The organism is Vibrio gazogenes (assembly GCF_023920225.1).
Classification (GTDB): Bacteria; Pseudomonadota; Gammaproteobacteria; order Enterobacterales; family Vibrionaceae; genus Vibrio; species Vibrio gazogenes.
On record NZ_CP092588.1, the window covers coordinates 163,939 to 188,406 of the forward strand.

The 24,468-nt window shown below is 47.8% G+C and carries 21 protein-coding genes; 12 read left to right on the forward strand and 9 right to left on the reverse strand.

Annotated features, from left to right (window positions below; all coding sequences use genetic code 11):
- The first annotated feature begins 58 nt into the window (after positions 1-58).
- From MKS89_RS16365 to MKS89_RS16390, 6 genes are all read left to right on the forward strand, one after another.
- Positions 59-715, forward strand: coding sequence for a glutathione S-transferase family protein (locus MKS89_RS16365; protein ID WP_072954398.1), 657 nt, complete (start codon positions 59-61; stop codon positions 713-715).
- A gap of 430 nt (positions 716-1,145) precedes the next feature.
- Positions 1,146-1,925, forward strand: a complete 780-nt coding sequence (locus tag MKS89_RS16370; protein ID WP_072954401.1) for an ABC transporter substrate-binding protein — start codon at positions 1,146-1,148, stop codon at positions 1,923-1,925.
- A gap of 58 nt (positions 1,926-1,983) precedes the next feature.
- Positions 1,984-2,670, forward strand: coding sequence for an ABC transporter permease (locus MKS89_RS16375; protein ID WP_072954404.1), 687 nt, complete (start codon positions 1,984-1,986; stop codon positions 2,668-2,670).
- Positions 2,667-3,386 carry an ABC transporter permease gene (locus MKS89_RS16380; protein WP_072954406.1) on the forward strand — a complete coding sequence of 240 codons (720 nt, stop codon included), beginning with the start codon at positions 2,667-2,669 and terminating at the stop codon, positions 3,384-3,386. Before MKS89_RS16375 ends, MKS89_RS16380 begins: the two co-directional genes overlap by 4 nt.
- A gap of 100 nt (positions 3,387-3,486) precedes the next feature.
- Entirely contained in the window at positions 3,487-4,260 is a 774-nt protein-coding gene (hisP, locus tag MKS89_RS16385; protein WP_072954409.1) for a histidine ABC transporter ATP-binding protein HisP, read from the forward strand.
- Between the two features lie 63 nt (positions 4,261-4,323).
- On the forward strand, positions 4,324-5,292 hold the full coding sequence (locus MKS89_RS16390; protein WP_077316249.1) for a GlxA family transcriptional regulator: 969 nt from the start codon (positions 4,324-4,326) through the stop codon (positions 5,290-5,292).
- Positions 5,293-5,360: 68 nt separating this feature from the next.
- Here MKS89_RS16390 and MKS89_RS16395 read toward each other — a convergent pair whose 3' ends face one another.
- Positions 5,361-5,987 (reverse strand): LysE family translocator, encoded by a 627-nt coding sequence (locus tag MKS89_RS16395; RefSeq protein ID WP_072954412.1) that lies wholly within the window; start codon positions 5,985-5,987, stop codon positions 5,361-5,363.
- A 197-nt stretch (positions 5,988-6,184) separates the two neighbouring features.
- Here MKS89_RS16395 and MKS89_RS16400 point away from each other — a divergent pair, with 197 nt between their 5' ends.
- The 3 genes from MKS89_RS16400 to MKS89_RS16410 all read left to right on the forward strand — a co-directional run bounded on the left by MKS89_RS16400 (position 6,185) and on the right by MKS89_RS16410 (position 11,610).
- Positions 6,185-6,661, forward strand: a complete 477-nt coding sequence (locus MKS89_RS16400) for an Lrp/AsnC family transcriptional regulator (protein WP_072954415.1) — start codon at positions 6,185-6,187, stop codon at positions 6,659-6,661.
- Between the two features lie 359 nt (positions 6,662-7,020).
- A complete protein-coding gene (melB, locus tag MKS89_RS16405; protein ID WP_072954416.1) occupies positions 7,021-8,406 on the forward strand; it encodes a melibiose:sodium transporter MelB in 1,386 nt (461 codons plus the stop codon).
- 93 nt (positions 8,407-8,499) lie between these two features.
- The gene (locus MKS89_RS16410) at positions 8,500-11,610 is read left to right on the forward strand and encodes a beta-galactosidase (protein WP_072954419.1); all 3,111 of its coding nucleotides are present in this window, start codon (positions 8,500-8,502) and stop codon (positions 11,608-11,610) included.
- 212 nt (positions 11,611-11,822) lie between these two features.
- On the opposite strand, the gene MKS89_RS16415 is transcribed toward MKS89_RS16410, so the two are convergent.
- From MKS89_RS16415 to MKS89_RS16445, 7 genes are all read right to left on the reverse strand, one after another.
- A complete protein-coding gene (locus MKS89_RS16415; protein WP_370737042.1) occupies positions 11,823-12,281 on the reverse strand; it encodes a L,D-transpeptidase family protein in 459 nt (152 codons plus the stop codon).
- Positions 12,282-12,560: 279 nt separating this feature from the next.
- On the reverse strand, positions 12,561-14,210 hold the full coding sequence (locus tag MKS89_RS16420) for a BatD family protein (protein WP_072954424.1): 1,650 nt from the start codon (positions 14,208-14,210) through the stop codon (positions 12,561-12,563).
- Positions 14,204-16,063, reverse strand: a complete 1,860-nt coding sequence (locus MKS89_RS16425) for a VWA domain-containing protein (RefSeq protein ID WP_072954427.1) — start codon at positions 16,061-16,063, stop codon at positions 14,204-14,206. Before MKS89_RS16425 ends, MKS89_RS16420 begins: the two co-directional genes overlap by 7 nt.
- Entirely contained in the window at positions 16,056-17,024 is a 969-nt protein-coding gene (locus MKS89_RS16430; RefSeq protein WP_072954430.1) for a vWA domain-containing protein, read from the reverse strand. The genes MKS89_RS16425 and MKS89_RS16430 overlap by 8 nt, the downstream gene beginning before the upstream one ends.
- A 3-nt stretch (positions 17,025-17,027) precedes the next feature.
- The gene (locus tag MKS89_RS16435) at positions 17,028-17,504 is read right to left on the reverse strand and encodes a DUF4381 domain-containing protein (protein ID WP_072954432.1); all 477 of its coding nucleotides are present in this window, start codon (positions 17,502-17,504) and stop codon (positions 17,028-17,030) included.
- On the reverse strand, positions 17,505-18,446 hold the full coding sequence (locus MKS89_RS16440; protein ID WP_072954434.1) for a DUF58 domain-containing protein: 942 nt from the start codon (positions 18,444-18,446) through the stop codon (positions 17,505-17,507). It lies immediately after the preceding gene.
- Positions 18,447-18,485: 39 nt separating this feature from the next.
- A complete protein-coding gene (locus MKS89_RS16445; protein ID WP_072954436.1) occupies positions 18,486-19,445 on the reverse strand; it encodes an AAA family ATPase in 960 nt (319 codons plus the stop codon).
- Between the two features lie 457 nt (positions 19,446-19,902).
- On the opposite strand from MKS89_RS16445, the gene MKS89_RS16450 reads away from it, so the two are divergent.
- The 3 genes from MKS89_RS16450 (at position 19,903) to MKS89_RS16460 (ending at position 23,487) form a co-directional block, all read left to right on the forward strand.
- The gene (locus MKS89_RS16450) at positions 19,903-21,816 is read left to right on the forward strand and encodes a methyl-accepting chemotaxis protein (RefSeq protein ID WP_072954439.1); all 1,914 of its coding nucleotides are present in this window, start codon (positions 19,903-19,905) and stop codon (positions 21,814-21,816) included.
- Positions 21,817-21,931: 115 nt separating this feature from the next.
- The gene (locus MKS89_RS16455; RefSeq protein WP_072954441.1) at positions 21,932-22,132 is read left to right on the forward strand and encodes a chromosome partitioning protein ParA; all 201 of its coding nucleotides are present in this window, start codon (positions 21,932-21,934) and stop codon (positions 22,130-22,132) included.
- A 143-nt stretch (positions 22,133-22,275) separates the two neighbouring features.
- Entirely contained in the window at positions 22,276-23,487 is a 1,212-nt protein-coding gene (locus tag MKS89_RS16460) for an amino acid aminotransferase (protein WP_072954444.1), read from the forward strand.
- Between the two features lie 35 nt (positions 23,488-23,522).
- On the opposite strand, the gene MKS89_RS16465 is transcribed toward MKS89_RS16460, so the two are convergent.
- Positions 23,523-24,185: a DsbA family oxidoreductase gene (locus MKS89_RS16465; protein ID WP_072954446.1), complete on the reverse strand. Its 663-nt coding sequence runs from the start codon at positions 24,183-24,185 to the stop codon at positions 23,523-23,525.
- Positions 24,186-24,468: the final 283 nt, after the last annotated feature.

The window sequence follows — 24,468 nt, forward strand, 5'->3', positions numbered from 1 at the left end:
GCTGATGATTCTCTCACCTGTATTGAATTCCCCACCTTGCGAATCCCGGAGTCCCTCAATGAAGCTATATATTGGTAATAAAAATTATTCGACTTGGTCGCTCAGACCATGGATTTTATTAGCAAAATCAAACATTTCATTCGATGAAATTCAACTGTCGCTTGATACGCCACAGTTTTACACGGCTTTGGCATCGGTGACCCCGACACAGAAAGTTCCTTGTCTGATCGATGGTGAGATCACCGTATGGGATTCGCTCGCGATCTGTGAATATATCAATGATACATACCTTTCAGGAAAAGCATGGCCAGCGGATCCGAAAGATAAAGCCAACGCGCGTTCGCTGGCGGCAGAAATGCATTCAGGTTTTCCGGCACTGCGTAGTGAAGCGCCAATGAATATCCGTGCAACGCGTTCACTGACTTTGTCTGATGCTGCGCAGCAGGATCTAAAACGGATTGAAGCCATTTTTGCGGAGCAGATGACTCGTTTTGCCGATCAGGGGGGATGGCTTTTCGGTCAGTACTCAATTGCCGACGCGATGTTTGCGCCGGTTGTGATGCGTTTAAAAACGTATCAGCTAAGTTTCGGGGATATGGCGCAGCAATATGTGAATCATGTATTGTCGTGCCCGGTATTGCAGCAGTGGATTGATGCTGCGCTTGAGGAAACTGAGATTGTTGCCGCCGATGAAGCTGGAGATCCCTGTCAATAAGTAAGTCATTGGCACGTCATGATTGAGGTCAATACAAGGCGCTCAACAGATTCAACTACCAATCGATGAAATATGCCGCATATTTGTTTGTATTCATCCTATTCTGTATGAATGAAACTGGTGCGGCATTTTTTATTTTTATGCTATTTTTGTTGTTAAATTGTGCTTTAATGGTGAATAAAGTGTTGTTTTGCATTTGTGTGGTGCGATAAATGTCTCTTGATTGTGCATATATAAAATATCGATAAAATTGAAAATATCAGAAGCACTTTATATTATTATGCAGTAGAATCCCCGTTTTGAGGCGTCTATTTAAGTATTCATGCATTTTAGGTGTTTAAATATATTCCCTTCCGTTGAGGTTGGAAGAATAGTCGGCTATGGCATGAATTGTGCTGTTTTCAATATTTATCATATATGAGATATCACTATGAAAAGAATAACGAATTTGAGTCTGCTGCTCCTGACTCTCGCTGCTCCTTTTGTTCAGGCTGCGGATCAGCCGTTGGTTCGACTGGGTGTTGAGCCCGGATACGCACCTTTTGAAATGAAAAAGCCTGACGGTACCCTGACCGGATTTGATATCGATTTAGGGAAAGAAATCTGTAAGCGAATTGATGCACACTGTGTCTGGGTTGAAAGTGATTTTGATGGCTTGATTCCTTCTCTGAAAGCGAAAAAAATTGATGCAATTCTCTCTTCTATGTCGATCACGCCACAGCGTCAGCAGGAAATTGATTTTACAGATAAGCTGTATGGTACGCCTGCTCGTTTAATTACTGCGAAAGGTGTTGTTCTGCAACCGACAGCAGCATCATTGGGCGGCAAACGTGTTGGTGTCTTTCAGGGAACTACCGCGGAAACTTATGCAAAAGAGCAATGGGCACCAAAAGGTGTGGATGTTGTGACTTATCAGAATCAGGATCTGGTTTATGCCGACTTAGTGAACGGACGTCTTGATGCTGCATTTCAGGATGCGGTTGCTGCAAGCGATGGCTTTTTGAACCGTCCGGTGGGTAAAGGATTCGCATTCAGCGGTCCGGAAGTCAATGATGAAAAATACTTTGGTGTCGGTGCTGGTATCGGGGTACGTAAAGCCGATCAGGCTCTCAAAAATCAAATCAATGCTGCTTTGCGCGACATGCATAAAGACGGCACTTATGATGCGATTGCTAAGCAATACTTTGATTTTGATATTTACGGTAAATAAGCCGTCACTCCTTGCCGCTTCTTCATTCGAGGAAGCGGTATTTATTTAGGAAGGCATTATGCTTTATGGATATGGTGGCATCATCTTTGATGGTGCAATCATGACGATTGAACTAGCAGTTCTCTCGGTAATTTTCTCAATTATTCTGGGATTGCTCGGCGCTTGTGCCAAACTGTTTGGCAGCCGTCCGGTGATCGCGCTTGCCCATGTCTATACGACATTGATTCGTGGTATTCCTGATTTGGTGCTGATGATGCTGATTTTTTACGGCTTGCAGCTAGGGCTCAATCAGTTCACCGAATCTCTGGGGTGGCAACAAATCAATATTGACCCATTCACAGCCGGTGTTTTGACAATTGGTTTCATTTACGGTGCTTACTTGACCGAAACGTTTCGCGGCGCTTTTCTGGCGGTCCCCAAAGGGCAGATTGAAGCCGGAACCTCCTATGGTTTTACACCATGGCAAGTATTTCGGGTGATTCTTTTCCCACAGATGATGCGCCATGCGTTACCGGGCCTGTCCAACAACTGGCTGGTGATCCTCAAATCTACCGCATTGGTTTCAATTATCGGCCTTGCCGATGTTGTCAAAGCAACGCAGATGGCCGGGAAGGGAACGTATCAGTTTTTCTACTTTACGATTGTTGCTGCTGCGGTTTATCTAATTTTTACCACATTATCAAATCTGGCATTTTATTGGCTGGAGCGTCGCTACGCATACAGCCATAGAGGTCGTTTGTCATGATTGAAATACTTGAACGCTACGGCAAAGCATTTTTATGGTCGGATGGTTACCACTTTACCGGTGTTGCCGTGACGCTATGGTTATTGGTCATTTCCGTGTCGCTGGGCTTCATTGTCTCTATCCCATTGTCACTGGCTCGGGTATCTAACAACCGTTGGCTGTCGTTACCCGTGTGGCTGTTTTCATATTTGTTCCGTGGTACACCGCTATATGTTCAGTTGCTGATTTTCTATACAGGGGTATACACGTTGGGATTTGTCCGTTCGACGGAGTTTCTCAACTGGTTTTTCCGGAGTGGCTATAACTGCACGATTTTTGCGCTGTTTCTCAATACCTGTGCCTATACATTAGAGATTTTTGCCGGTGCAATCCGCGAAACCAATCAGGGAGAGATTGAAGCAGCGAAAGCATACGGCTTCTCTCGCTGGAAGCTCTATCGGTGCGTTGTAATTCCTTCGGCATTGCGCCGCGCGATTCCCGCATATAGTAATGAAGTGATTATCATGCTTCATTCAACATCGTTAGCATTTACGGCAACGGTGCCTGATATTCTTAAAATCGCCCGGGATGTGAATGCAGCGACCTATAAATCATTTTATGCCTTTGGAATTGCTGCCATACTTTATTTAGTGATTTCATTTTTGTTGGTGGCGTTGTTCCGGCGTGCGGAAAAGAAATGGTTGCGTCACTTATATCCGATACCCGTCAAACATTAGAACATCGATTTTTAGGTTTCCGGTGGCAGCCCGCATTTGACGGGCTTGAAGATTCAGGCAACTGATTTTTCAGGAAACTGATTGTTAAGGAACAAGCATTATGCAAAACACAAAACTGGCCGTCAGTGATCTTCACAAAAGGTACGGTCAGCATGAGGTCATTAAAGGCGTGTCTTTACAAGCCAACGCCGGTGATGTCATCAGTATTATCGGGTCATCCGGATCAGGGAAAAGTACCCTGCTGCGCTGTTTGAACTTTCTGGAGAAACCTTCATCAGGTGCCATTTATATTAATGGTCAAGAGATTCAAATGAAGCGTGAGTCAGATGGGCAGCTCAAGGTCTGTGACCATAAGCAACTGCAGTTACTACGTACCAAGTTGACAATGGTATTCCAGCATTTTAACTTGTGGAGCCACATGACTGTGCTGGAAAATGTGATGATTGCACCGATTCAAGTGCTGGGTATTAGCAAGCAGGAAGCGCGTGAAAGAGCGATTGCTTATCTCAATAAAGTTGGCATCGATGAACGGGCGCAACAAAGCTATCCGACCCATTTATCCGGGGGACAGCAGCAGCGTGTGTCGATTGCCCGCGCTTTGGCTATGGAACCGGAAGTCTTATTGTTCGATGAGCCGACTTCTGCACTGGATCCTGAGCTGGTCGGTGAAGTGCTGAAGATCATGCAGCAACTCGCGGAAGAGGGCAAAACCATGATCGTGGTGACTCACGAAATGGGATTTGCCCGGCATGTCTCAAGCCATGTGATTTTTCTGCATCAGGGAAAAATTGAAGAAGAAGGGCATCCGGAAGTTGTTTTCGGCCAGCCGAAAAGTGAACGTTTGCAGCAATTTCTTTCCGGTGCTTTAAAATAACGCGACAATGCAGCATCATGATGCTGCATTTTCATCTCTGTATTTACATCACAAGTGCTCTGAATGATAAATACTGACTCATCGATTTACCAAGTCGCGATCTATCTGCCGGATCGTTACTCTTGGTATGCCATTGGCTCGTTAGAAGCGCCTTTTCGCGCCGCCAATGACATTCTCGGAGCAGAGAAGTTTCGATGTGTTTATATTACCCCCGCTGAAGAGCAAGCGCTTGCCAACCCCTCTCATTTACTGAATTCTATTATCTTGTCGGATACTTTTGATTGTGACTTGCTGGCCGTGGTCAGTGATTCCGTACCGGATGAGGCTGTCTCCGCGTTGGAAAAGAAAAAACTGCAACATTTCTATCAACTGGGGAAAACGATTCTCGCCAGTTATGCCGGGGTTTTCTGGCTTGCAGAGAGTGGGTTATTGCATCATCAGTCTGCCGCAGTGCATTGGTCTTTGATGGATCGTTTCAGCGAGCGTTATGATTCGATTGAGTTGTCCGATCATCTGTATGAGCGGCATGACCGCCTGATAACGACTGCGGGATGCGCAGCAACACTCGACTGTCTGGTCGATTTTCTTGAAGAAACCGAAGGCAAAGAACTGGCTTATGCAGTTTCTGATCAGCTTTGTATGGATCGCATTCGTCCGGCACAAGAACGGCAGCGATTGCCATTCAAGCAGTTTGGCGGGGATATTCAACCTCGTTTGACGATGGCGGTTGAATTGATGGAAAACAATCTGGAAGAGCCGTTGTCAACGGATGAAATTGCCGAATTAGTCCATATCTCTCGCCGTCAGCTCGAACGTCTGTTCAAGCGTTATCTCGATACCATGCCTGCTCGTTACTATCTGCAACTTCGTCTGAAACGGGCACGTCAGTTGTTGCTGACCACCCATACCTCGATTGTCCAAATCGGGCTATTGTGTGGTTTTTCCAGTGGCCCACATTTTTCCAGTGCTTATAAAGCTTATTATCACATGACACCACGCGAAGAACGATCGAAAATGTTACAGGCGAAATAACGGCCATGATGACGCCTTGCTGGTGGTCATCATGCCTGATGTTGCCTTGTTTATGTGATATCTCATCCTCACAATGTTTTGGCTATCATACTCCCCGCAGCGGCAAGCATCATGATGCCGGCGCAGCGGAAAAGCAGCCTCTGAGCATTTTGGCTGGCAAGGAATCGTCGGACTTTCAGTGCTCCCAAAATAAAGACGGAACCGACTGCGATTAATACGGCAATGGTGAGTGGCACCAGTAAGAGTCCCCATGTTTGTATTGAGACCGTATCCAAGGTAATGACCAGCGGCAAAATCGCCAGATAAAATGCGATCGTTTTGGGGTTACCTAAAGTAATGGTGAAACCGGAAAACCAAGCTGAAGTCAGCTCTCGTCTGGAGGCCTTCTGATCAATCTGGATACTGTCCGGCTTACTGGTAATGAATTGCCATGCCAGCCAAGCCAGATAGAGAGAAGACGCCCAACTGATCAATGTGAATAAGGGACTGAAGTGATGCGCGATCACCGCAAGGCCAAATACCGCAAATGAAAGGTAGACTAAGTCTCCCAGAATCAAACCGGCCAGCATCGTAAACGCAGTGATTGCGCCGCCACTCACGCTCCGCGCCACCAATGCGGTCATTCCGGGCCCCGGAATTGCAGCAGCGACGCCCAAGGCTGCAATATAGGCAAATATTTGTGTTGATTCTAGCATGGTTATTGATCCTACTTATCTTGAACTGACGGTAGCGAAGTCGTACTGAATATGCCCATGGTGCAATCGACTCCTTCAGGTTGCTGTTTATTATGTATCACAATGATAGAAATTTGTTACCTATATCACGTAAGGAAAAATGGGTGTAGGGCAAAATTACCCGATAAATGGCAAAAAAGTGAAAGGATTTGACCTTAGTGGCACTGACAAAGACAGATATTCAAATTTTGACCTTGTTACAACAAGATGCTCGGATGACCAATCAGGAACTGGCGGACAGAATCGGCATGTCATCGTCACCCTGCTGGCGCAAAGTCCGTAAGCTGGAAGAAGATCAAATCATCCAAGGATACCGCGCGGTTCTGGATCGGAAAAAAATAGGTATGGGTGTGATGGTTTTCGTGCGAGTGAGTATTGATAGCCACAGTGAAGCTGAAGCGCGCAAGTTTGAGCAAGAAGTGACAGCGCTTGAGAATGTCATTGCCTGTTACAGTATTGGTGGTGATGCTGACTTCTTGATTCAGGTTGTCTCCCATGATCTCGATTCTTATGCGGAATTTGCGATGTCAGTGATTCGGCGTTTGCCGGGCATCAAAGAGATGCAGAGCATGTTCGTTTTAAAGGAGATCAAACCCTTTGCTTCTTTGCCTGTCGACACGGCATTCGGTGCGTAGCAAATACTATCCCTGAGAATTGATGATATCGTTTACATTTAGGCGTAACTTCCATCGTTCTTCGTCAATTATTGTCTATATCGCAATTATCTGTGGGCGATAAGCCAGCCTCTGATTTTTTATCATTCTCTCCGGACTCAATCATCTGATATATATAGCTTGAGATGCATTATTCGTCCTGCCGTTGAGACTTTTTTATCCACTTTTTTTGGGTATTTCAGTGAGATAATGTGATCTCTTTCCTATTGTTTCATATCTGTGGAAACGTTCTCACCAAACAGCATGATGATCACGGTTTTTTTACAATTCGCTCAATATAGTACGCAACATGTTTAACAAAATAATGATAAAGCGTCCCTATGAATCAAAAACAGAACGAGACTCATATTGAGCTGAAAACCAAATTATCCTACGGTCTGGGGGCATTAGGTAAAGATTTTGCCTGTGCGCCTATTTATATATTTCTGATGTTCTATTTTACTGATGTTGTTGAGCTCTCTGCCGCGTATGTCGGAATGGTTTTTCTCGCTGCCCGGGTGATTGATGCGATCACCGACCCAATGATGGGGATTGTGGTAGACAACACACGCACCCGTTATGGCAAATTTCGGCCCTGGATTCTGATTGGTTCAGCGATCAATGCGTTTGTGCTGGTTGCACTGTTTTGTTCGCATATGTTTGAAGGCACCGCGGCTTATATTTATGCCGCGGTGATTTATATTTTATGGGGCTTGACCTATACCGTGATGGACATTCCGTTCTGGTCGATGATCCCAGCGATTTCCAGCTCCCGCCGGGAACGGGAAAAGTTGGTTGTCTGGCCGCGACTGTTTGCCAGTTTTGCTTGGTTCGTTATTGGTAGTTATGGGTTGTGGATCGTGGCAAAGCTCGGCGGTGACGATCAGGGGCAAGGATTCTTTGAACTCTCGATCATCATTGCTGTTTTGTTTATCGTCAGCGCGCTGATTACGTTTAAGAATGTCAAAGAAAAAGTTGTCGCTGCCGGACAGACGGTCGAGAAGTTCGGTTTTAAAGATGCGATCGGCATTATTGGTGGTAACGATCAGTTGAAAGTATTAATCGCAACCGTGTTGGCGTTTCAGATTGGCAATATGCTGGTTGGTGGTTTTGCGATTTACTACTTTACCTATGCCGTGGGCGATAAAGAACTGTTTCCGGTTTATATGATGGTTGCCGGTGCTGCTGAAGTTGCCGGGATTTTTCTCTTTCCGCGGCTGGCAGCATTATTGCCGCGCAAACATCTGTGGGTTATCGCCTGCATGTTCCCGATTTTGTCATGCCTATTGTTGGTGGTGATGGGCGTGGTTGCTCCGGGCAATGTGTATTTAATTGGCCTGTCCGGTGCGGCAATCAAATTTGGTGTCGGGATCACCAATGGTCTGCAAACCGTAATGTTGGCTGACGTGGTCGATTATGGTGAGCATATCACCGGCCGCCGCAGCGAAAGTGTGATTTTCTCTGTTCAAACCATGTTGGTTAAATTTGCCAGTGCTGCCGGCGCGTTTATTGTCGGGGTCGGGCTTTCGGCTGTCGGATATGTGCCGAATGTTCAACAATCTGAAGGGACAATTCTCGGATTACAGACATTAATGATTGGTATTCCTGTGTTACTCATGCTCGTGAGTGCGTTGGTTTATCGACGTTACTATCGACTGCATGAAGGCTTCCGGCCGGAAGATTTCGCAACCTATTCTTTAAGTATGGCCAAAGAAACAACGGCATAACCAGCGCCGCTGGATTAAAAATAATTGCATTGATAAGGAAAAAGACAGGCAGGATGGCGATTTCCATCCTGCCTTACTTATAACGAGGTGTTCATGCGAACTTTTCAAGATATTATCGCGAGTCGAGATTGGCAGAATCCGAGCGCTGTCCGGATGCATACGTTGTCAGCTCACGTCCCGCTACACAGTTATCGTCACGTTGAAGATGCCCGTCAGGGGATAACGAGTGGTCGCCGTTATCTCAATGGGCAATGGGCATTTAAACTCTATCCCACCCCCGAAATGGTTGAGGCATCGATCATTGATCCGGCAGAGGATTTATCGGCATGGAAACAGATTGCTGTTCCCGGTAACTGGCAGATGCAAGGGTTTGATCATCCGATCTACACCAATGTGAAATATCCATTTCCTGATCGGGCGCCAGAAGTTCCCGAGCAAAATCCGACGGGGTGTTATGCCTGTGATTTTTCAGTGGCACCCGTCGCCGGAGAGCAGACCCGGATTCTATTTGAAGGGGTGAACTCGGCATTTCATTTATGGTGTAACGGACGATGGATTGGTTATGCGCAAGACAGCCGTTTGCCGGCAGAATTTGATTTAACGGATGATATCCACACCGGTCACAATCGTCTGGTTGTGATGGTGATGCGCTGGTCTGACGGCTCTTATCTGGAAGATCAGGACATGTGGTGGCTGAGCGGTATTTTTCGCGATGTGTACCTGTATCACAAACCGGCAGTTGCAATAAACGATGTCTTTTTACGCCCCGAACTGGATGCCCTCTATCAGGATGGAGCGCTGCATGTAACGACGAAGCTGAGTCAGCAAACGACGGCTCACCGTGTCGAGGTACGGTTGTTTGATGTTGCAGGCCAACCTGTAGCGATGCAGGGGGAAACCTGTTGCGCGACCAATCAGTATGCTGTTGATGAGAAGGGCGGCTGGGCGGATCAGGTCAAGCATCACTTAACCATATCGCGTCCCCGTCACTGGAATGAACAAACGCCTTATTTATACCGTTGTGTGGTGGTATTACTGGATGCGCAGGCACAGGTGATCGAATGTGAAGCGTTTTCGATAGGGTTCCGCACGGTGGCCATTGAAGATGGTTTGCTCAAAGTCAACGGTAAAGCCTTGTTGATCCGAGGCGTTAATCGTCATGAACACCATCCGGAAACGGGTCACTCTGTCGATGAAGCGACGATGATCAAAGACATTTTGTTGATGAAGCAGCACAACTTTAATGCGGTGCGCACATCACACTACCCGAATCATCCGCGCTGGTATGAACTCTGTGATCAGTATGGTTTGTATGTGGTCGATGAGGCCAATATCGAGACGCATGGTCAGTTTCCGATGTGCCGTTTGTCTGAAGACCCGCAGTGGAATCATGCTTACATGCAGCGCATGATTGGCTTGGTGGAACGGGATAAAAATCATCCGTCGGTGCTCATCTGGTCGTTGGGGAATGAATCCGGTATCGGTCTGAACCATCATGCCATGTACCAGTGGACTAAACAGCGTGACCCGTCGCGTCCGATTCAGTATGAAGGGGGTGGTGCCGATACGGCTGCAACGGATATTATCTGTCCGATGTATGCCCGGGTTGACCAGCATCAGGGGGGCACGAATCCGAAATATGCGATTAAAGATTGGATCGGCCGCCCCGGAGAACAGCGACCATTAATCTTGTGTGAATATGCGCATGCGATGGGGAACAGTCTCGGGAGTTTTGCCAAATACTGGCAGGCATTTCGTCAGTATCCACGGCTACAGGGCGGGTTTATCTGGGACTGGGTTGATCAGGGACTCTCCAAGTGGGATGAGCACGGCCAGCACTACTGGGCGTATGGCGGTGATTTCGGAGATGAAATCAATGATCGTCAGTTTTGCATTAATGGTTTGATCTGGCCTGATCGCACGGTTCATCCGGCATTATTGGAAGCGAAGCGCGCGCAGCAGTTCTACGCGATTCAATTTGATGGTCAGCATCAGTTGACGTTGACCAGTGAACATTTGTTTACTGAAGAAGCACTGATTTGTTGCTGGACGGTACTTGAAGACGGCATCGCTGTTTCGACGGGAGAGCACGCTGTTGTTATGGCACCTGAATCCGAGCAGACCATTGAACTCCCATTTGATCACGGTTTGTATCAGTCAGGAAAAACGTATCATCTGAATGTTGATGTGTTGCTCGCTGAGCAGACATTCTGGGCACCGGCCCGGCATTCGGTCGCACAGTCGCAGTTTGAGCTGAAGGCCACATATCCCAAATTACACACCGAACCTACAACCCCTTTGGCAGATATTCGTGTCTCGGAATCCGATGAGCAGGTGATCGTTGCCGTTGCAGACCAACAGTGGACTTTCCATCGAGGCAGCGGTTATCTGACGCATTGGCAACAACAGGGCGAGCAGCGATTAGCCGCACCGCTGAAAGATCATTTCTATCGTGCGCCGCTCGATAATGATATCGGGACCAGTGAAGTTGACAGGCCTGACCCGAACAGTTGGATGGCGCGCTGGAAACAGGCCGGTCTTGACCGCTTGGCCGGGCGGTGCGTTGCGATGAGCGTAGAAACCGGTGAGCATGCTGTCACGATCAAAACGCAGTTTGACTATACTGCGGTAGCCGAGACTGTGATAACCAAGCAGGCAGCGACAACCGGACAGCTCTTGCGAACGCAATGGTGTTATACGGTGAATCAGCACGGAGAAATGCATATTGATGTCGATGTGTATCCATGTGCGGCGTTACCGTCGTTGCCACGAGTCGGCTTCTCTTGTGCGTTACCTTTGACTGAGCGTGTGACATGGTTTGGCCGAGGCCCGCACGAAAACTATCCTGACCGTTGTCTGTCCGCGCGGATCGGATGTTACGATGCGACGGTCAGTGAGATGCATACCCCCTATATTTTTCCGACGGATAATGGTCTGCGCTGTGACACCCGAAGACTTTCTCTGGGGGGGATTTCGGTGCAAGGTGAATTTCACTTCAGTGTGAGCCGTTACTCACAAGCGATGCTTGAAACCGCCAAGCATACGCATGAGCTGGTGGCTGATGAGGTGGTTTACCTGCATGTGGATGGCTTCCATATGGGAATCGGAGGAGATGATTCGTGGACACCGAGTGTTCATCCGGAATTCCTGTTGGATGCACCGCACTATCATTACCATGTGGTATTGACCTCTGCGCGGTCATGATTGACTCGTATATCGACTTCCTGATCGACACTAGCGTGTTCGGGAAGTCGGTGAACCATGTCGGATATTCATGCACCCTTCATACGATCAGTTTATACAATCTCAGTTTATACAACCTCAGCTTATACAACCCGTTCATACAATCCGTTTATACAAACAGAACGCAATTAACAATCACGCTGCGCATTCCCTCTCTCTATTTTACACCGCTATTACCATGCAATATGAATGGGGGTGCCAACCGGTACCAAGCTGATAAATTCATCCATCTCTTCATTGGTTAAGGCAATACAACCATTGGTCCAGTCAAAACTTTGAATAAACTCCGGATGACGTTGATAGCCATTCTTCAAACCATGAATGTGAATATCGCCACCGGGGTTCAAACCGTATTGTTTCGCATAGGCGATGTCTTTGGCAGCCGGATAGCTGATGTGAAATGCTTTATAGAAATTGGAATTGAGATTGATGGCATCAAGCACGTAGTCACCTTCCGGTGTCCGTTGATCGCCTTCCTGATGTTTCGGGCCTTGCGGAAATTTCCCGAGGGCAATGCGATACGTTCTGATCGTCTGTCCTTGCTCAAGCAGATAGATACGCCGCTTGGACTTATCGACAGTGACACGATCAACTTGTGCAGCAACGGAAAAACTCAGAGATGCGATGAACATTATCAGTACAAGGGTGGAAAATTTCGTTCGCATGGATACGCTGAGTTCCTTATTGATCGTGAGGTGGTCAGTCATTGCCTGAACCCAATGAGACAGGCAAGTGACATAGGCCAGTTATACACCGGAAAGCGATCTGGCGGAAGCCACACCATATGATTGATCGGTGTTGGTCACAGGTTGATGACGAATCGGTGTCAGGGGAGCGTTGACGAGGGCATCTCCGTGATGCCCCGTGCTATGCCGGAGCGGAGATGCCTCTGAATCATTGAACCGGTGGATTTAAAGTTCCGGTAAGGTTTTTTTCTGCTTTTTACTGGTTTTCTTGTGCTGTTTTTCTGCTTCGGCTAACAAGTGTAGCAACGGTTTGGGATCGTAGGCTTCTTGTCGAGATGAGTAGATCGAAGCCTGAAGTTGACTCACTTCATTGTCGATGGCTGCTCTCTCTGCCGCAGACAGTTCCAGCTCAGCGATTTGAACTTGTACCAGATGCTGAATTCGAATGCCATCTTGTTGCTTTAATGCCTCTTTCAGCGACAGATGCCCGGCTTCGGTTGGCAAATTCGGTGTTTCAACCGGCTTTGAGCGTTTGGTCTGCCAAATCCGATAGAGCCAACAGCCAGAGGTTACAATCCACAGGACAGCAAAAAGGGCTGTGAGATATGGCCAGATGCCGGGATCTTTGACTTTAATCTCCTGAGGCGCGACCGATGCTTTTGTTGCTGATTGTGGCAGCGAAACCACGGTATCGACTGGCGCACCTTTGGCGACATTGAGTGTCAAGCCAGTGAGTATTGCTCGCCGTTGGCGTTGTTTCTGCGTGTTCCACCAGTTAAGCGAGACTCCCGGTAACGTGATCTGGCCGGATTGATTGGGGATGAGTACCTGTTTCAGCGTCATCACCGTCTCATCGTTATCCAGTGTTTTATATTGCGGTTTTTCCTGATAGACACGTACGCTGTCCGGGTAGTTGATTTGCAGGTCGGGGATTTTATCCTGACTCACGCCTTTGATTTTCAGTTCAAGTATCCGAGTGATTGAATCACCGACTTTGAGGGCGGCACGACTATCGGTGATCGGTTTGCCTTGGCTGTCGGTCCATTGCTGCGTGAGGGATAAACTGGAGGTCGGGAGCCAGACGCCTTGATAGTTTTTCGGTTTTGCTATGACCTGAATCGGGAATTGCTTGGCGGTCGTACTGAGTGTCAGCACCTTGGTTTCGCCATTCATGCCACTATAGAGCAAGGTACTCCGAAACTGAGGTTCAGTGACGGTGAAACGGCCGGGCTTTTGGGCCGTCACTCTGAATGTCTGTTGTACCACGGTGACTGACAAACCATTCACAATCTCGCGGTGTTGCTCTGAGTCACTGGCGGCTTCTAAATTCATGCCATCTACTGACGGCGGTGTGATCTTGGTATCCTGAAGGCGACGAGGGTTAACCTTCACCATCATTTTGACGTGTAATAGCGTGCTTTCATCCGGGTAGAGTGTTTTTTTATCGAGGGTTGAATGAATTTCTATCAGATCATTATCATTCGGTAACGTCGAGTCCTGGACAACCTGAATGGCAATGGGCTGGGTCTTTTCACCATTGACTTCAAAACTGGGGATGGTTACAACCCCGGTACGCGTTGCTGCAATTGAAACATCCCACTCACTCCGAACGCTGCGCTGACCGTTGATGATATTGGTGGATGTGCCAAAACTGGGGCGATTGACGAAAAACTCGGGGGTGAGTTTTTCAAAGTTCACATCGTCACCGGAGGCTTTTTGATCGGTGATGATCTGAAGTTGAAATAATTCATTCAGGGTCACTTTATTCTTGCTGACAGTCGCATAGGTAGCCGCCTGAGTGCTCAGGCTGACCATCAGGCCGATGAACAGGATCCAGAATATACGTTGAAGCGAGTGCCGGGGTCTGTTTACCATGATTTGTGATTGTCCTCTGGTGGTTCTTTCTGTTCAGCCTGAAGCATCAGTTCTGCTCGCAGCAGACGGCTGGGATCTCTGGCATTTTCAACCTGTTCCAATTTACGGAACTCAGGATCTGAGGGGGGCTGCTGTGCTTGGGATGGTGATGCCTGATCCGGTTGATGGTTTGCTGCCTTTTGTTGCTGAAATTGTTTGGCTGTCGCATTGTTTTGCGCTTGCTCGTCTTTGGATTGTGCATCTTGGCGTTGACGCTGGGCGCGATGTTGTTCTGATGGCTTGCTTTGGCTTTGGCTTTGGCTTTGGCTTTTTTGCTGCGACTGATGATGCTGGGCCTGATCTTGTTGTGACTTGCCGGTTTGTGACTGTCCTTTTTGAGACTGTTTCTGTTGTGACTGATTCTGCTGTTGTTGTGATGAAGATTGGTTTTGCGTCGCAGTGTTGCTATTTTTTTGTTGCTGTTGCTGTTGCTGTTGCTGTTGCTGTTGCTGTTGCTGTTGCTGTTGCTGTTGCTGTTGCTGTGCTTTTTTCACAACATCAAGGTTATGACGTGCATCCTGATTGTCAGGATTTTGCGCCAGAACCTGCTGATACAGATCGATCGCCTTCTGTAAATCACCATGCTTGGCGTATGCATTGGCCAAATTATACTGCTGACGCGGTGTCGGAGACGGGATTGATGATAATGTTTCAATCGCTTGCTGATAATCTTTGGCACGATAATAGGCCGCGGCTTTCCAGTCCGGATCAGAGAACTGTTGGGCGGCGTGTTGGTAATCCTGTGCATCGAAGAGATGTTTGGCTTCCTGATTGTGATTCAGCCACGGTGATGCTTGTGCCCGGGGGACTGTTCCGGTTGAAATCACCACGGCAAGACATCCAAAAATTAATCCCTTACGGAACATCATCAGGGCCGGAATCAGCAAAAGCGGAATGAGCCAGTAGCCCTGATTAATCCGATTTGTCACTTGTTGTTTGCCAGAGGCTTGATGTTCGGCGGTATTGATTTGCGTTGCATCAACCAGTGTATCGACATCCTGATTATTAAGCTGAACCGAAATAAAAGTGCCGTGTACTGATTGTGCCAATGATTTCATCTCATTGAAGTTGGCTTTGGCAATGACGGTCTGCCCTTGTGTTGTTTTGAGCAGTGCACCATTTTCGGTTGGAATCGGTGCTCCGGAACGTGAACCCATGCCTAAAATTGCCAATTGCCAGCGAGTACCGGACAGCAGATCGGTAATCTCTTGGCGCTCATTGGCGTCTAATTCGTCGGTGATTAAAATGATTGCTCCCTGATGGAGTCCGGCATCTTTCATCATTTGAATCGCTTGTTTGACACCGCGGGCGGCATCCGCACCCTGATACGGCATGATCTCGGGAGACAGATTGGGGAGCAGATTAAGAATCGTCGCGGTATCGGTTGTCATGGGACTAATCGTGTAGGCATCTCCCGCATAGGCGACCAATCCGGTGACGCCTTCCTTCCAGCGTTTTAGCAAATCAACGGCTTTATAGCGCGCTTGTATGAGTCGGCTGGGTTGATTATCGGTGGCATACATCGAGCGGGACATATCCATCACGAGTACCCGGGCTGCGGTATTGCTGTAGGTCGGGCGGAGCTGACGTTCGAAGCTCGGGCCGGAAAGTGCCACGATCGCTATCGTCCAACACAGCGCCAGCAGAAGCAGTTTATACGTAGACGTCGCTTCATGATACAGACCGAGTGCTTGAGCAATATGCGGTGCAATCAAGGATTGCTGTTTTTTACGCAAGGTCAGCCATGTGAGCAGCAGTGCCACAGGAAGGAGTCCGATCAACCAGATCGGATTGAGAAATACAAAATCAGACATGATTTCTCCTGACGATCACCAGAATAAATGAAAGCATTAAGGCCAGCGCCAGCGGATAAATGAACCATTCGCTTTGAGGACGCCAAGTCTGACTGGCTTGTTGAACGGGCTCTAACTGATTAATGGTGTCATAGATGTTTGCCAAATCCTGACTGTTCCGGGCGCGGAAATATTTTCCACCGGTAATGTGAGCAATCTGTTTGAGGGTCTTTTCATCTAAGTCACGGGCGGTATTGACCTTACGGGTAAACACAAAATCTTTCACGACCATCTCTCCGGCACCAACCCCGACGGTATAGATGACTGTATGATACTTTTTCGCGATTTGGGCAGCTTGAATGGGATCCAGAACCCCTGCGGTATTGGTGCCGTCACTGAGCAGAATCATCACTCTTTGTGGTGCCTGTCCGTCAATGAAGGTTTTTGTCGCGAGTCCAATACCTTCTCCAATCGCCGTTTCTGTACCGATGAGTTTCAAAACCGTCTGATTTAACTGCCGGCGGACTGTTTCCCGGTCAAAAGTCAGCGGCGTTTGCAGATAGGCGTGATCGGCGAAGAGTACCAATCCCAGCCGATCACCCTGCCGCTTTTCAATAAACCGGTCGAGAACTTGTTTCACCGCGGTGAGGCGATCAATAAAGTCATCACCGTCTTTCATATCTTTCTGGCTCATCGAGTAAGATAAATCGACGACCAGCATCAGGTCGCGATGCTTCGGTTGAACGGTGATCGGGTCTCCAAACCAAGCCGGACGGGCGCAGGCAACGACCAGTGCGACCCAAATTGCACCAGCCATCAATTGGCTGAACCAATGGCTGGGTTTGGTCAGGCTACCTTCTGTCGGGAGATAAGTGAGTTGGATCGCAGCCGGTTGTCGATGCGGTGGCAGTAATTTAGTCACCAACAATGGTAGCGGTAAGAGGAATAGCATCCACCACCAAATGAATTCAATATGTGCCAAAGATTATCTCCTTCTTCTTCTCTTTGGCGGCAAGGCTTCCTGTACCCAAGTCAGGCAATCATCAATCAGATGTTGCTGGGATGGTTCAGATTTTAATTTTTGATACAGCACCTTTTGCCACTGGGATTCATTGGGAATAAACAGCGGTTTACTGATTTGTTCATCTAAAAAGGCATACCAGTCATGTCCGGTTAAATGGGCAATTTCCTGACGAGGGAAGTAACTCAGACATGCTTGTCTGACCAACTCCATTGCATCGGATGGTGTGACATAACCATGCGAGGGTTGCAGTAATCGTAACGCTACTTTTTTTGGGGCAACGCGTTTGCGTTTCCAAATAATGAGCCAAGTGATCAGTAGTACGATCACGATCACGCATCCGATGAGGCTTAGCCAACCCCAGGCCAGCGGCCACCATGAAGGGGCGTCCGGTAGGTGCAGGGGCTGAAGGTCAAGTAAATCTGAGATCGATTGTGCCATTTAATAACTTCCGGATAGTTGTTTCAGCAAAGGTGAATCACTTGAAAGTCGAGTATAGGGAATTCCTAAAGACCGACAGAGTAATTCTAGCCTATCTTTCTGAGATTCAAAGGCTTTTCTGATCCCTGCCCGAGTCTGCTTTGCTGAAAAATTAAGCCACCGGCTTTGTTGTTGGTCAGCGACGAATTCAATGCCCCGAAAATCAGTATCACCCTGCTCAAGTGGGTCATAAATATGGATCATCCGAACCTGATTGTGGCGACGGAGCTGATTAAATTGCGGTTTGAGGTCATCGTTATAACGGGTGTAGTCACTGATCATAATCACGTCACTCCCTTTGGGTGACAAGCGATTCAAGGCAGTCAGGCTCTCTGACATTGAAGATACGGCTGCTCCGGCATCGTTGATTGGCGTCTGACTGAACTGTAACTGTTCTTGGTGACTGTCAATGATTGTTTGCAGGAGTGCCAATACACCGGGTTGGTGACTTTTGGGTTTTATGTCGATCAGTCGATATCCCAAATCAATTAAGGCCCCGCAGCGATCTTTCTGGGCAAGAGACATCCATGCCAGTAACGCTGCCATATGTGCTGCTTGAACCGACTTCAGGAGTAAACGGGACCCCATATGCATGGTTGCACTTAAATCAATATAGAGAATCACCGGTTTTTCTCGCTCTTCACTGAAAAGCTTGGTGTGTGTTTTCCCGGTCCGGGCTGTTACCCGCCAGTCAATGGTACGGATATCGTCACCGGGCTGATAACGGCGCACTTCAGAAAAATCCATCCCGCGGCCCAACCGACGACTTTGATACTGTCCTGACATGGTTGACCACAAGCTTTTCGCTGGTGGCAGCCAAGCAGCGCAATGCTGTTTATACACCAGCAACTCTTCCAGGCATAAAGTGACGCCATTACTATTAGCGGGCAGTTCCATCCTCATCCCTCATCGTTTCTGCTGAATCATGATGTTTTGGTGTCATCAGGCACTGCCAACCAGAGACAGAATATGGTTGATAATCTGATTCGGATGAATGCCTTCGGCTTGCGCCTGATAGCTCAGCAGCAGACGGTGACGCAGCACAGGAAACGCCATGCTTTGAACATCTTCAGGGCTGACGAAGTCGCGTCCCGCAAGCCAGGCACTTGCCCGGGCACAGCGATCCAGAGCGATGGTTGCCCGGGGGCTGACGCCCATTTCAAGCCACTGTTTGAGTTTATCGTCATATTTTTCTGGCTGTCGTGTTGCCATCACCAGACGGACGATATATTGCTCGATGCTTTCTGCCATGTGAATGTCCAGCACGGCTTGCCGGGCACTGAAAATATCCTCCTGAGACAGCTTGTTCGGCTGTTGCGGTTTAACGCCTTGTGCCTCACCACGGTTGAGACGCAGAATCGACAGCTCACTCTCTGCATCGGGATAATCAACATGGAGGTGGAGTAAGAAACGGTCCAGTTGCGCCTCAGGCAGCGGATAAGTTCCTTCTTGTTCAATCGGGTTTTGAGTGGCCATCACCAAAAAAAGTTTGGGGAGTGCATAAGTTTTCCGGCCTGCCGTTACCTGTCGTTCAGCCATCGCCTCAAGCATGGCGGCTTGCACCTTGGCCGGTGCACGGTTAATTTCATCGGCTAACAGCAGTGAATGAAAAACAGGGCCGGGCTGGAACTGAAACTCCCCCGTTTCCGGGCGAAAGATATCTGTTCCAGTTAAATCGGCCGGTAACAGATCCGGTGTAAACTGAACCCGATGAAAAGACCCTTCGATACTGTCGGCCAGTGATTTGATTGCTCTTGTTTTCGCCAGCCCCGGCGGGCCTTCAACCAAAATATGTCCATCGGCCAGCAAAGCGACCAACACCTGTCTCACCAGTGCTTCCTGACCAATAATCTGACTGTTTAAGTAGTGTTGTAACTGTTGAAAAGCGGTTGCTGATTGCATGACCCGTATTGCTCCAATTTTTGGGATTGATAAAACATTTGTTGTGAGATGGCTCAACGACTTCTCGATTAGTTTAACAAAAGCCAGAAAAGTTCACTTTTTCCGATAGATAGCTTCAGTTGTGTGTTGAATGGCGGCTTAAAACTAATAAAAGTATTAGGTATGCCATTCACTATTACTGAGGCGATGAAGTATACTACACTGCTGATATTTGTCGGAGCGAAGCCCGCACCACAAATCTCAGCCAGAATCTATGAACTTTGAGGGCGTATTGCACCGTATGTTGCTGATAATTTCAACCTCAAAGTCTGAATGATAAATCGGCCCGCAGTCCGTTTTGCTATGTGTTCGGTAACGTGTCCGGCAATATTTTTCAATCATAGCATCACCTCGTAGCGAGTGTTTGACACACCTGCTGCGACAGCGGGCAGCCGTGAAAATAATGAAGGCCGTAGTTATGTTTTTCGATACAGTGAGTATTAAGAAAAAAGTGATATGGAGTATGGCATTTGCTGTACTCGCATCAACTGTAGTGGTGGGCGGGATGACTCAATACCAGTCCAGAGCGGTGTTGGAACATCGCCTGGTGGATATTGAAATGCCATCGTTTTTGGATGGCATTCGCCATCAAATCGACCGAGAAGTTTCGGAGCTATTGTTGGCAGCGGAGCAGCTTGCAAATAATGAGTTTGTCAAAGCAACGATTGATACAACCGATCTTGACCCAAAGTCAGAAAAAGTATTAATTCAACAATTGAATAACCTCAAACAGCAATATCATCTGAATGATGCCTCCGTTGCGAACCGCAAAACAGCCTATTACTGGAACCAAAAAGGATTTTTACGCCAGCTCAATCATCAACAGGATCAATGGTTTTATCAGTTCGTTGCGTCCGGAAAACCGACAATGGTGAGTATGTTCCAAGAAGCGAACGGTGATGTGAAGATGTTTGCCAACTATCAATCGGTTGAAAACGGGACGTTATCCGGGATGTCAAAGTCGATGGATGACATGGTACACCTGCTTAACGGATTTCGGATTGAAGACTCTGGTTTTGTGTTTCTGACTGATGCGCAAGGCAATGTGAAAATTCATCCGGACAAGGCGCAGTCGGCTCAAACATTGTCGAATCTTTATGGTGCTAAGGCTGCGGAATTACTTGGTAAGGATGGTTTTCATCTGATTGAAACGCAGTACCAAGATAAAGATGTATTTGTAGCGAGTGAATACATCCCATCGATGAACTGGTACGTCATTGCGTCTGTACCGAAGCGTGAAGTTTATGCAGAAATGAATCATGCTGCGCAAAATATGATGCTGGGCACGGTAGTGATTGCAGCGCTGTTGATTTTTATGGGTGTGTTGCTGGCAAATAGCATTACCAAACCGATTCGGCAGATTGCGGCACGTTTTGTTGCGCTCGGTAAAGGCGATGGCGATCTCTCTCAGCGCATCGAGATAGTCGGCAATGATGAAATCACTCAGCTCTCACTCGGTTTTAATGATTTTATCGAGAAAATTCATCAATCGATGCAGGAAGTGGCATCGACGAGCCGGACTTTGTCATATGAGTCTCAAGTGGTCGCGGAGAAAGCCCATCTGACACATGATAACAGTCAGAACCAGCGTGATCAGACCATCCAAGTGGTGACTGCGATGAATGAGATGGGGGCAACCATCAGTGAAATTGCATCGAATGCTGCGATAGCCGCTTCAACTGCCAATGATGCATCGGTGAGTTGTGACTCGGGTCAGGTCGTGGTGAATCAGGCTAAAGATGCGATTCACCGACTGGCTGAGGATATGCAAAATTCTGCACAAGTGGTTGAAAAACTGGCTGCAACAACGCAGGACATCGGTTCGATTCTGGCTGTGATTCATGAGATTTCTGATCAGACTAACTTATTGGCACTGAATGCTGCGATTGAAGCTGCGCGCGCAGGAGAGCAAGGCCGAGGTTTCGCGGTCGTGGCTGACGAGGTGCGTAATCTTGCTGGCCGGACAGCCGATTCAACGGAGCAGATCCAAGTGATGATGACGCAGTTGAAAAGTGATTCGGCCAATGCAGTGCAGGCCATGCATGCCGGACAAGAGAGAACGCAAGAAGGGGTGACGGCTGCTGAAAGTACCGTGGAACAATTACGCCAGATTTCAGAGCGAATCTACGAAATCACCGATAGGAATACACAGGTGGCGACAGCCACTGAAGAGCAATCGGTCGCGGTACAAAGCATCAATGAGAACATCGAAGAAATTAATGCGATTAATGAACTGACGACAACAACCTCAGAGGAACTGGCAGAAGCCAGTCGCGAGCTGAAAACCCTTTCTGAACGTTTGGATCATTTAGTCGGTGGTTTCAGGCTCTAAATGTTGAAGGATGCTTGTTTAAGGGACAGGCACCTGTTGTCGGCTGGAGCATTTATCGAGAGCCGTGTACACTCGCAAAAGTTAGCCTGTGACAGACAATAAACAGAGGTAATGTATGAACGATTTTGAACAAGAACTCGCTGCATTGGCGGAACAGGATGGTGGTCAGGAAGAAGCCAAGCTGCCTTCTTTGGATGAACAGAAAGCTATTGTAGAAAAGTTGAAAGCATTAGAAGCAAAAGGGGAACTGACGCCCGAAATATTAGAACAATATTTCGGTCAGTATGCCGCAGATGCCGGGGTTCCGATTCATTAGATGATCTGTCCCTTGATTGAACAGATTGCTCGATTTGTTCAATCATGACGTTAAAGAAAACCAACATAATTAAAAATCACTGACAGAGCCGATCATCGATCAAGTCGGACAGTCCGTTTTATTGCCAATACAGGAGAAGTGACGTGTTTCATCATATTACCCCTTATGCGGGGGATCCAATTCTGTCCCTTATGGAAGCGTTTATGGCGGATAGTCGCCCTGATAAAGTGAACTTAAGTATTGGTCTTTATTATGATGAAGCAGGTCAGATTCCGACTTTACCGAGTGTCCGTCTGGCAGAGCAAGCACGGTTCTCAGCGGATAGAGAACCTTGTATTTATTTGCCGATGGAAGGGATTGACGATTATCGGCAAGCGGTTCAAACTTTAGTCTTTGGTGCGGAACATCCGGCGGTTCATGACAAGAGAATTGCCACTATCCAGACTTTGGGTGGATCCGGTGCACTCATGATTGGCGCTGACTTCTTACATCGTTATTTTCCTGAATCAAAAGTGTGGGTGAGTCATCCGACTTGGGAAAATCATAATGCAATTTTTGAAGGGGCAGGTTTTGCCGTCGGTAGTTACCCGTATTTTCATCCTGAAACGCGGATGCTGGACTTCAGCGGTATGATTGAGGCGCTATCACAATTGCCGGCGAAGGATATTGTCTTGTTACATCCCTGTTGCCATAACCCAACCGGGGTTGATTTGACGCCGGAACAGTGGGATCAGGTGATCGATATTCTTGAATCGCGGCAGTTGATTCCATTTTTTGATATGGCTTACCAGGGATTTGGTGAAGATACAGTTCAGGATGCTTATGTCATGAGAGCCTTGGCTGAACGGACATCGGTTTCGTTTTTTGTCAGTAACTCATTTTCAAAGATCTTTTCTCTGTACGGGGAGCGGGTCGGTGGTCTGTCCGTTGTTTGTCATGACGCGCAAGAAGCGGTGAATGTGTTGGGACAATTGAAAGCCACCGTTCGACGTAATTATTCAAGCCCGGCGAAATATGGTGCGGTACTGGTGTCCCGGGTGCTCAATGACCCTGAGTTAAACGCCCGGTGGCTTGCAGAAGTGAGCACTATGCGTGAACGGATCGCAATGATGCGTCAGCAGCTACACCAGCGTTTACAGGCATTGTCTCCGGAGCAAGACTTTGATTTTCTGATTCAGCAAAAAGGGATGTTCAGTTATACCGGTTTCTCTGTCGAGAGTGTGCACTCATTACGGCAACAGCATGGTATCTACTTGATTGATAGCGGACGAATGTGTCTGGCTGGATTGAATGCGCATAATCTTGAGCTAGTCGCACAGGCATTTGCTGCTGTGGCAGAGAATCGTGGTAAGTAAGATAACTCCACTGTGAGTGCCGGTGAGCGTTACGTTTAATGGAGTGACGGGAGCGTGTCTATCAGGCCGTCGAGTGTGTCGTGGAGCTCAGTGATCGGCTGAGCGCCATTCAGCAAGATATGCTGTTCGATAATCATTGCCGGGACGGCCTGTATGCCAGCTTCTAGCCACTGTTTTTCCGTTTGCACCACCGCAGACGACCACCCCGGGTCAGTGAGTACCCGCCGACAATCTCTACGATCTAACCCCTGAGCGACGGCGATATCGAGGAGTGTGTCAGTATCATCCATGATTTGTCCTTCCTGAAAATAAGCCAGAAAAAGTGCTTTCTGAAATGGTGTCTGCTGTTGACTGCGAGCGGCCCACATCATTAACTGGTGAGCTTTGCGTGTATTATAAATGCGCATGTCCGCTGTAAACTGAAAATGAATCCCCAACTCATTGCCAAGCTTCGTTATTTTTTGCTGGCTCAGCTGTCGTTGTTGTGCAGTCATTTGATATTTTGTTTGTAGATGCTGATTGAGTATTTCACCGCCCGCAGGCAGAGTCGGGTTAAGTTCGAAAGGATGCCAGTGGATCTCAGGCTGAAGATGTTTATCTATGCGGAGTTGTGCAAGAACTTTCTCCAATCGTGTATAACCAATAAAGCACCAAGGACAGACAAGATCCGATAAAATATCGATACGCAGTTTCTTCATTGAGAGTCTCCAGAATCCTACCGATAGTTTTTAGGGGCTGTTGACCTTTCGTGATGGTTTTTGCAGCAATTTGTCGTGCATTTAGCCAAGGCAGGTCATGTGAAGTGTAGCGATCTACATGAACCATGACCTAACGCTGGATAAATGAGCGACAAATGCTGCTCAGAGGGTTCATCTGAACGTGTTTTGCTCTTTGTTACGGGTCATTTGCTTAGGATAGCTAAGCGGCATGCCCCGCGCCGCGATCAATACCCGTTCAGATTGAACAAAATTCAACCACGAA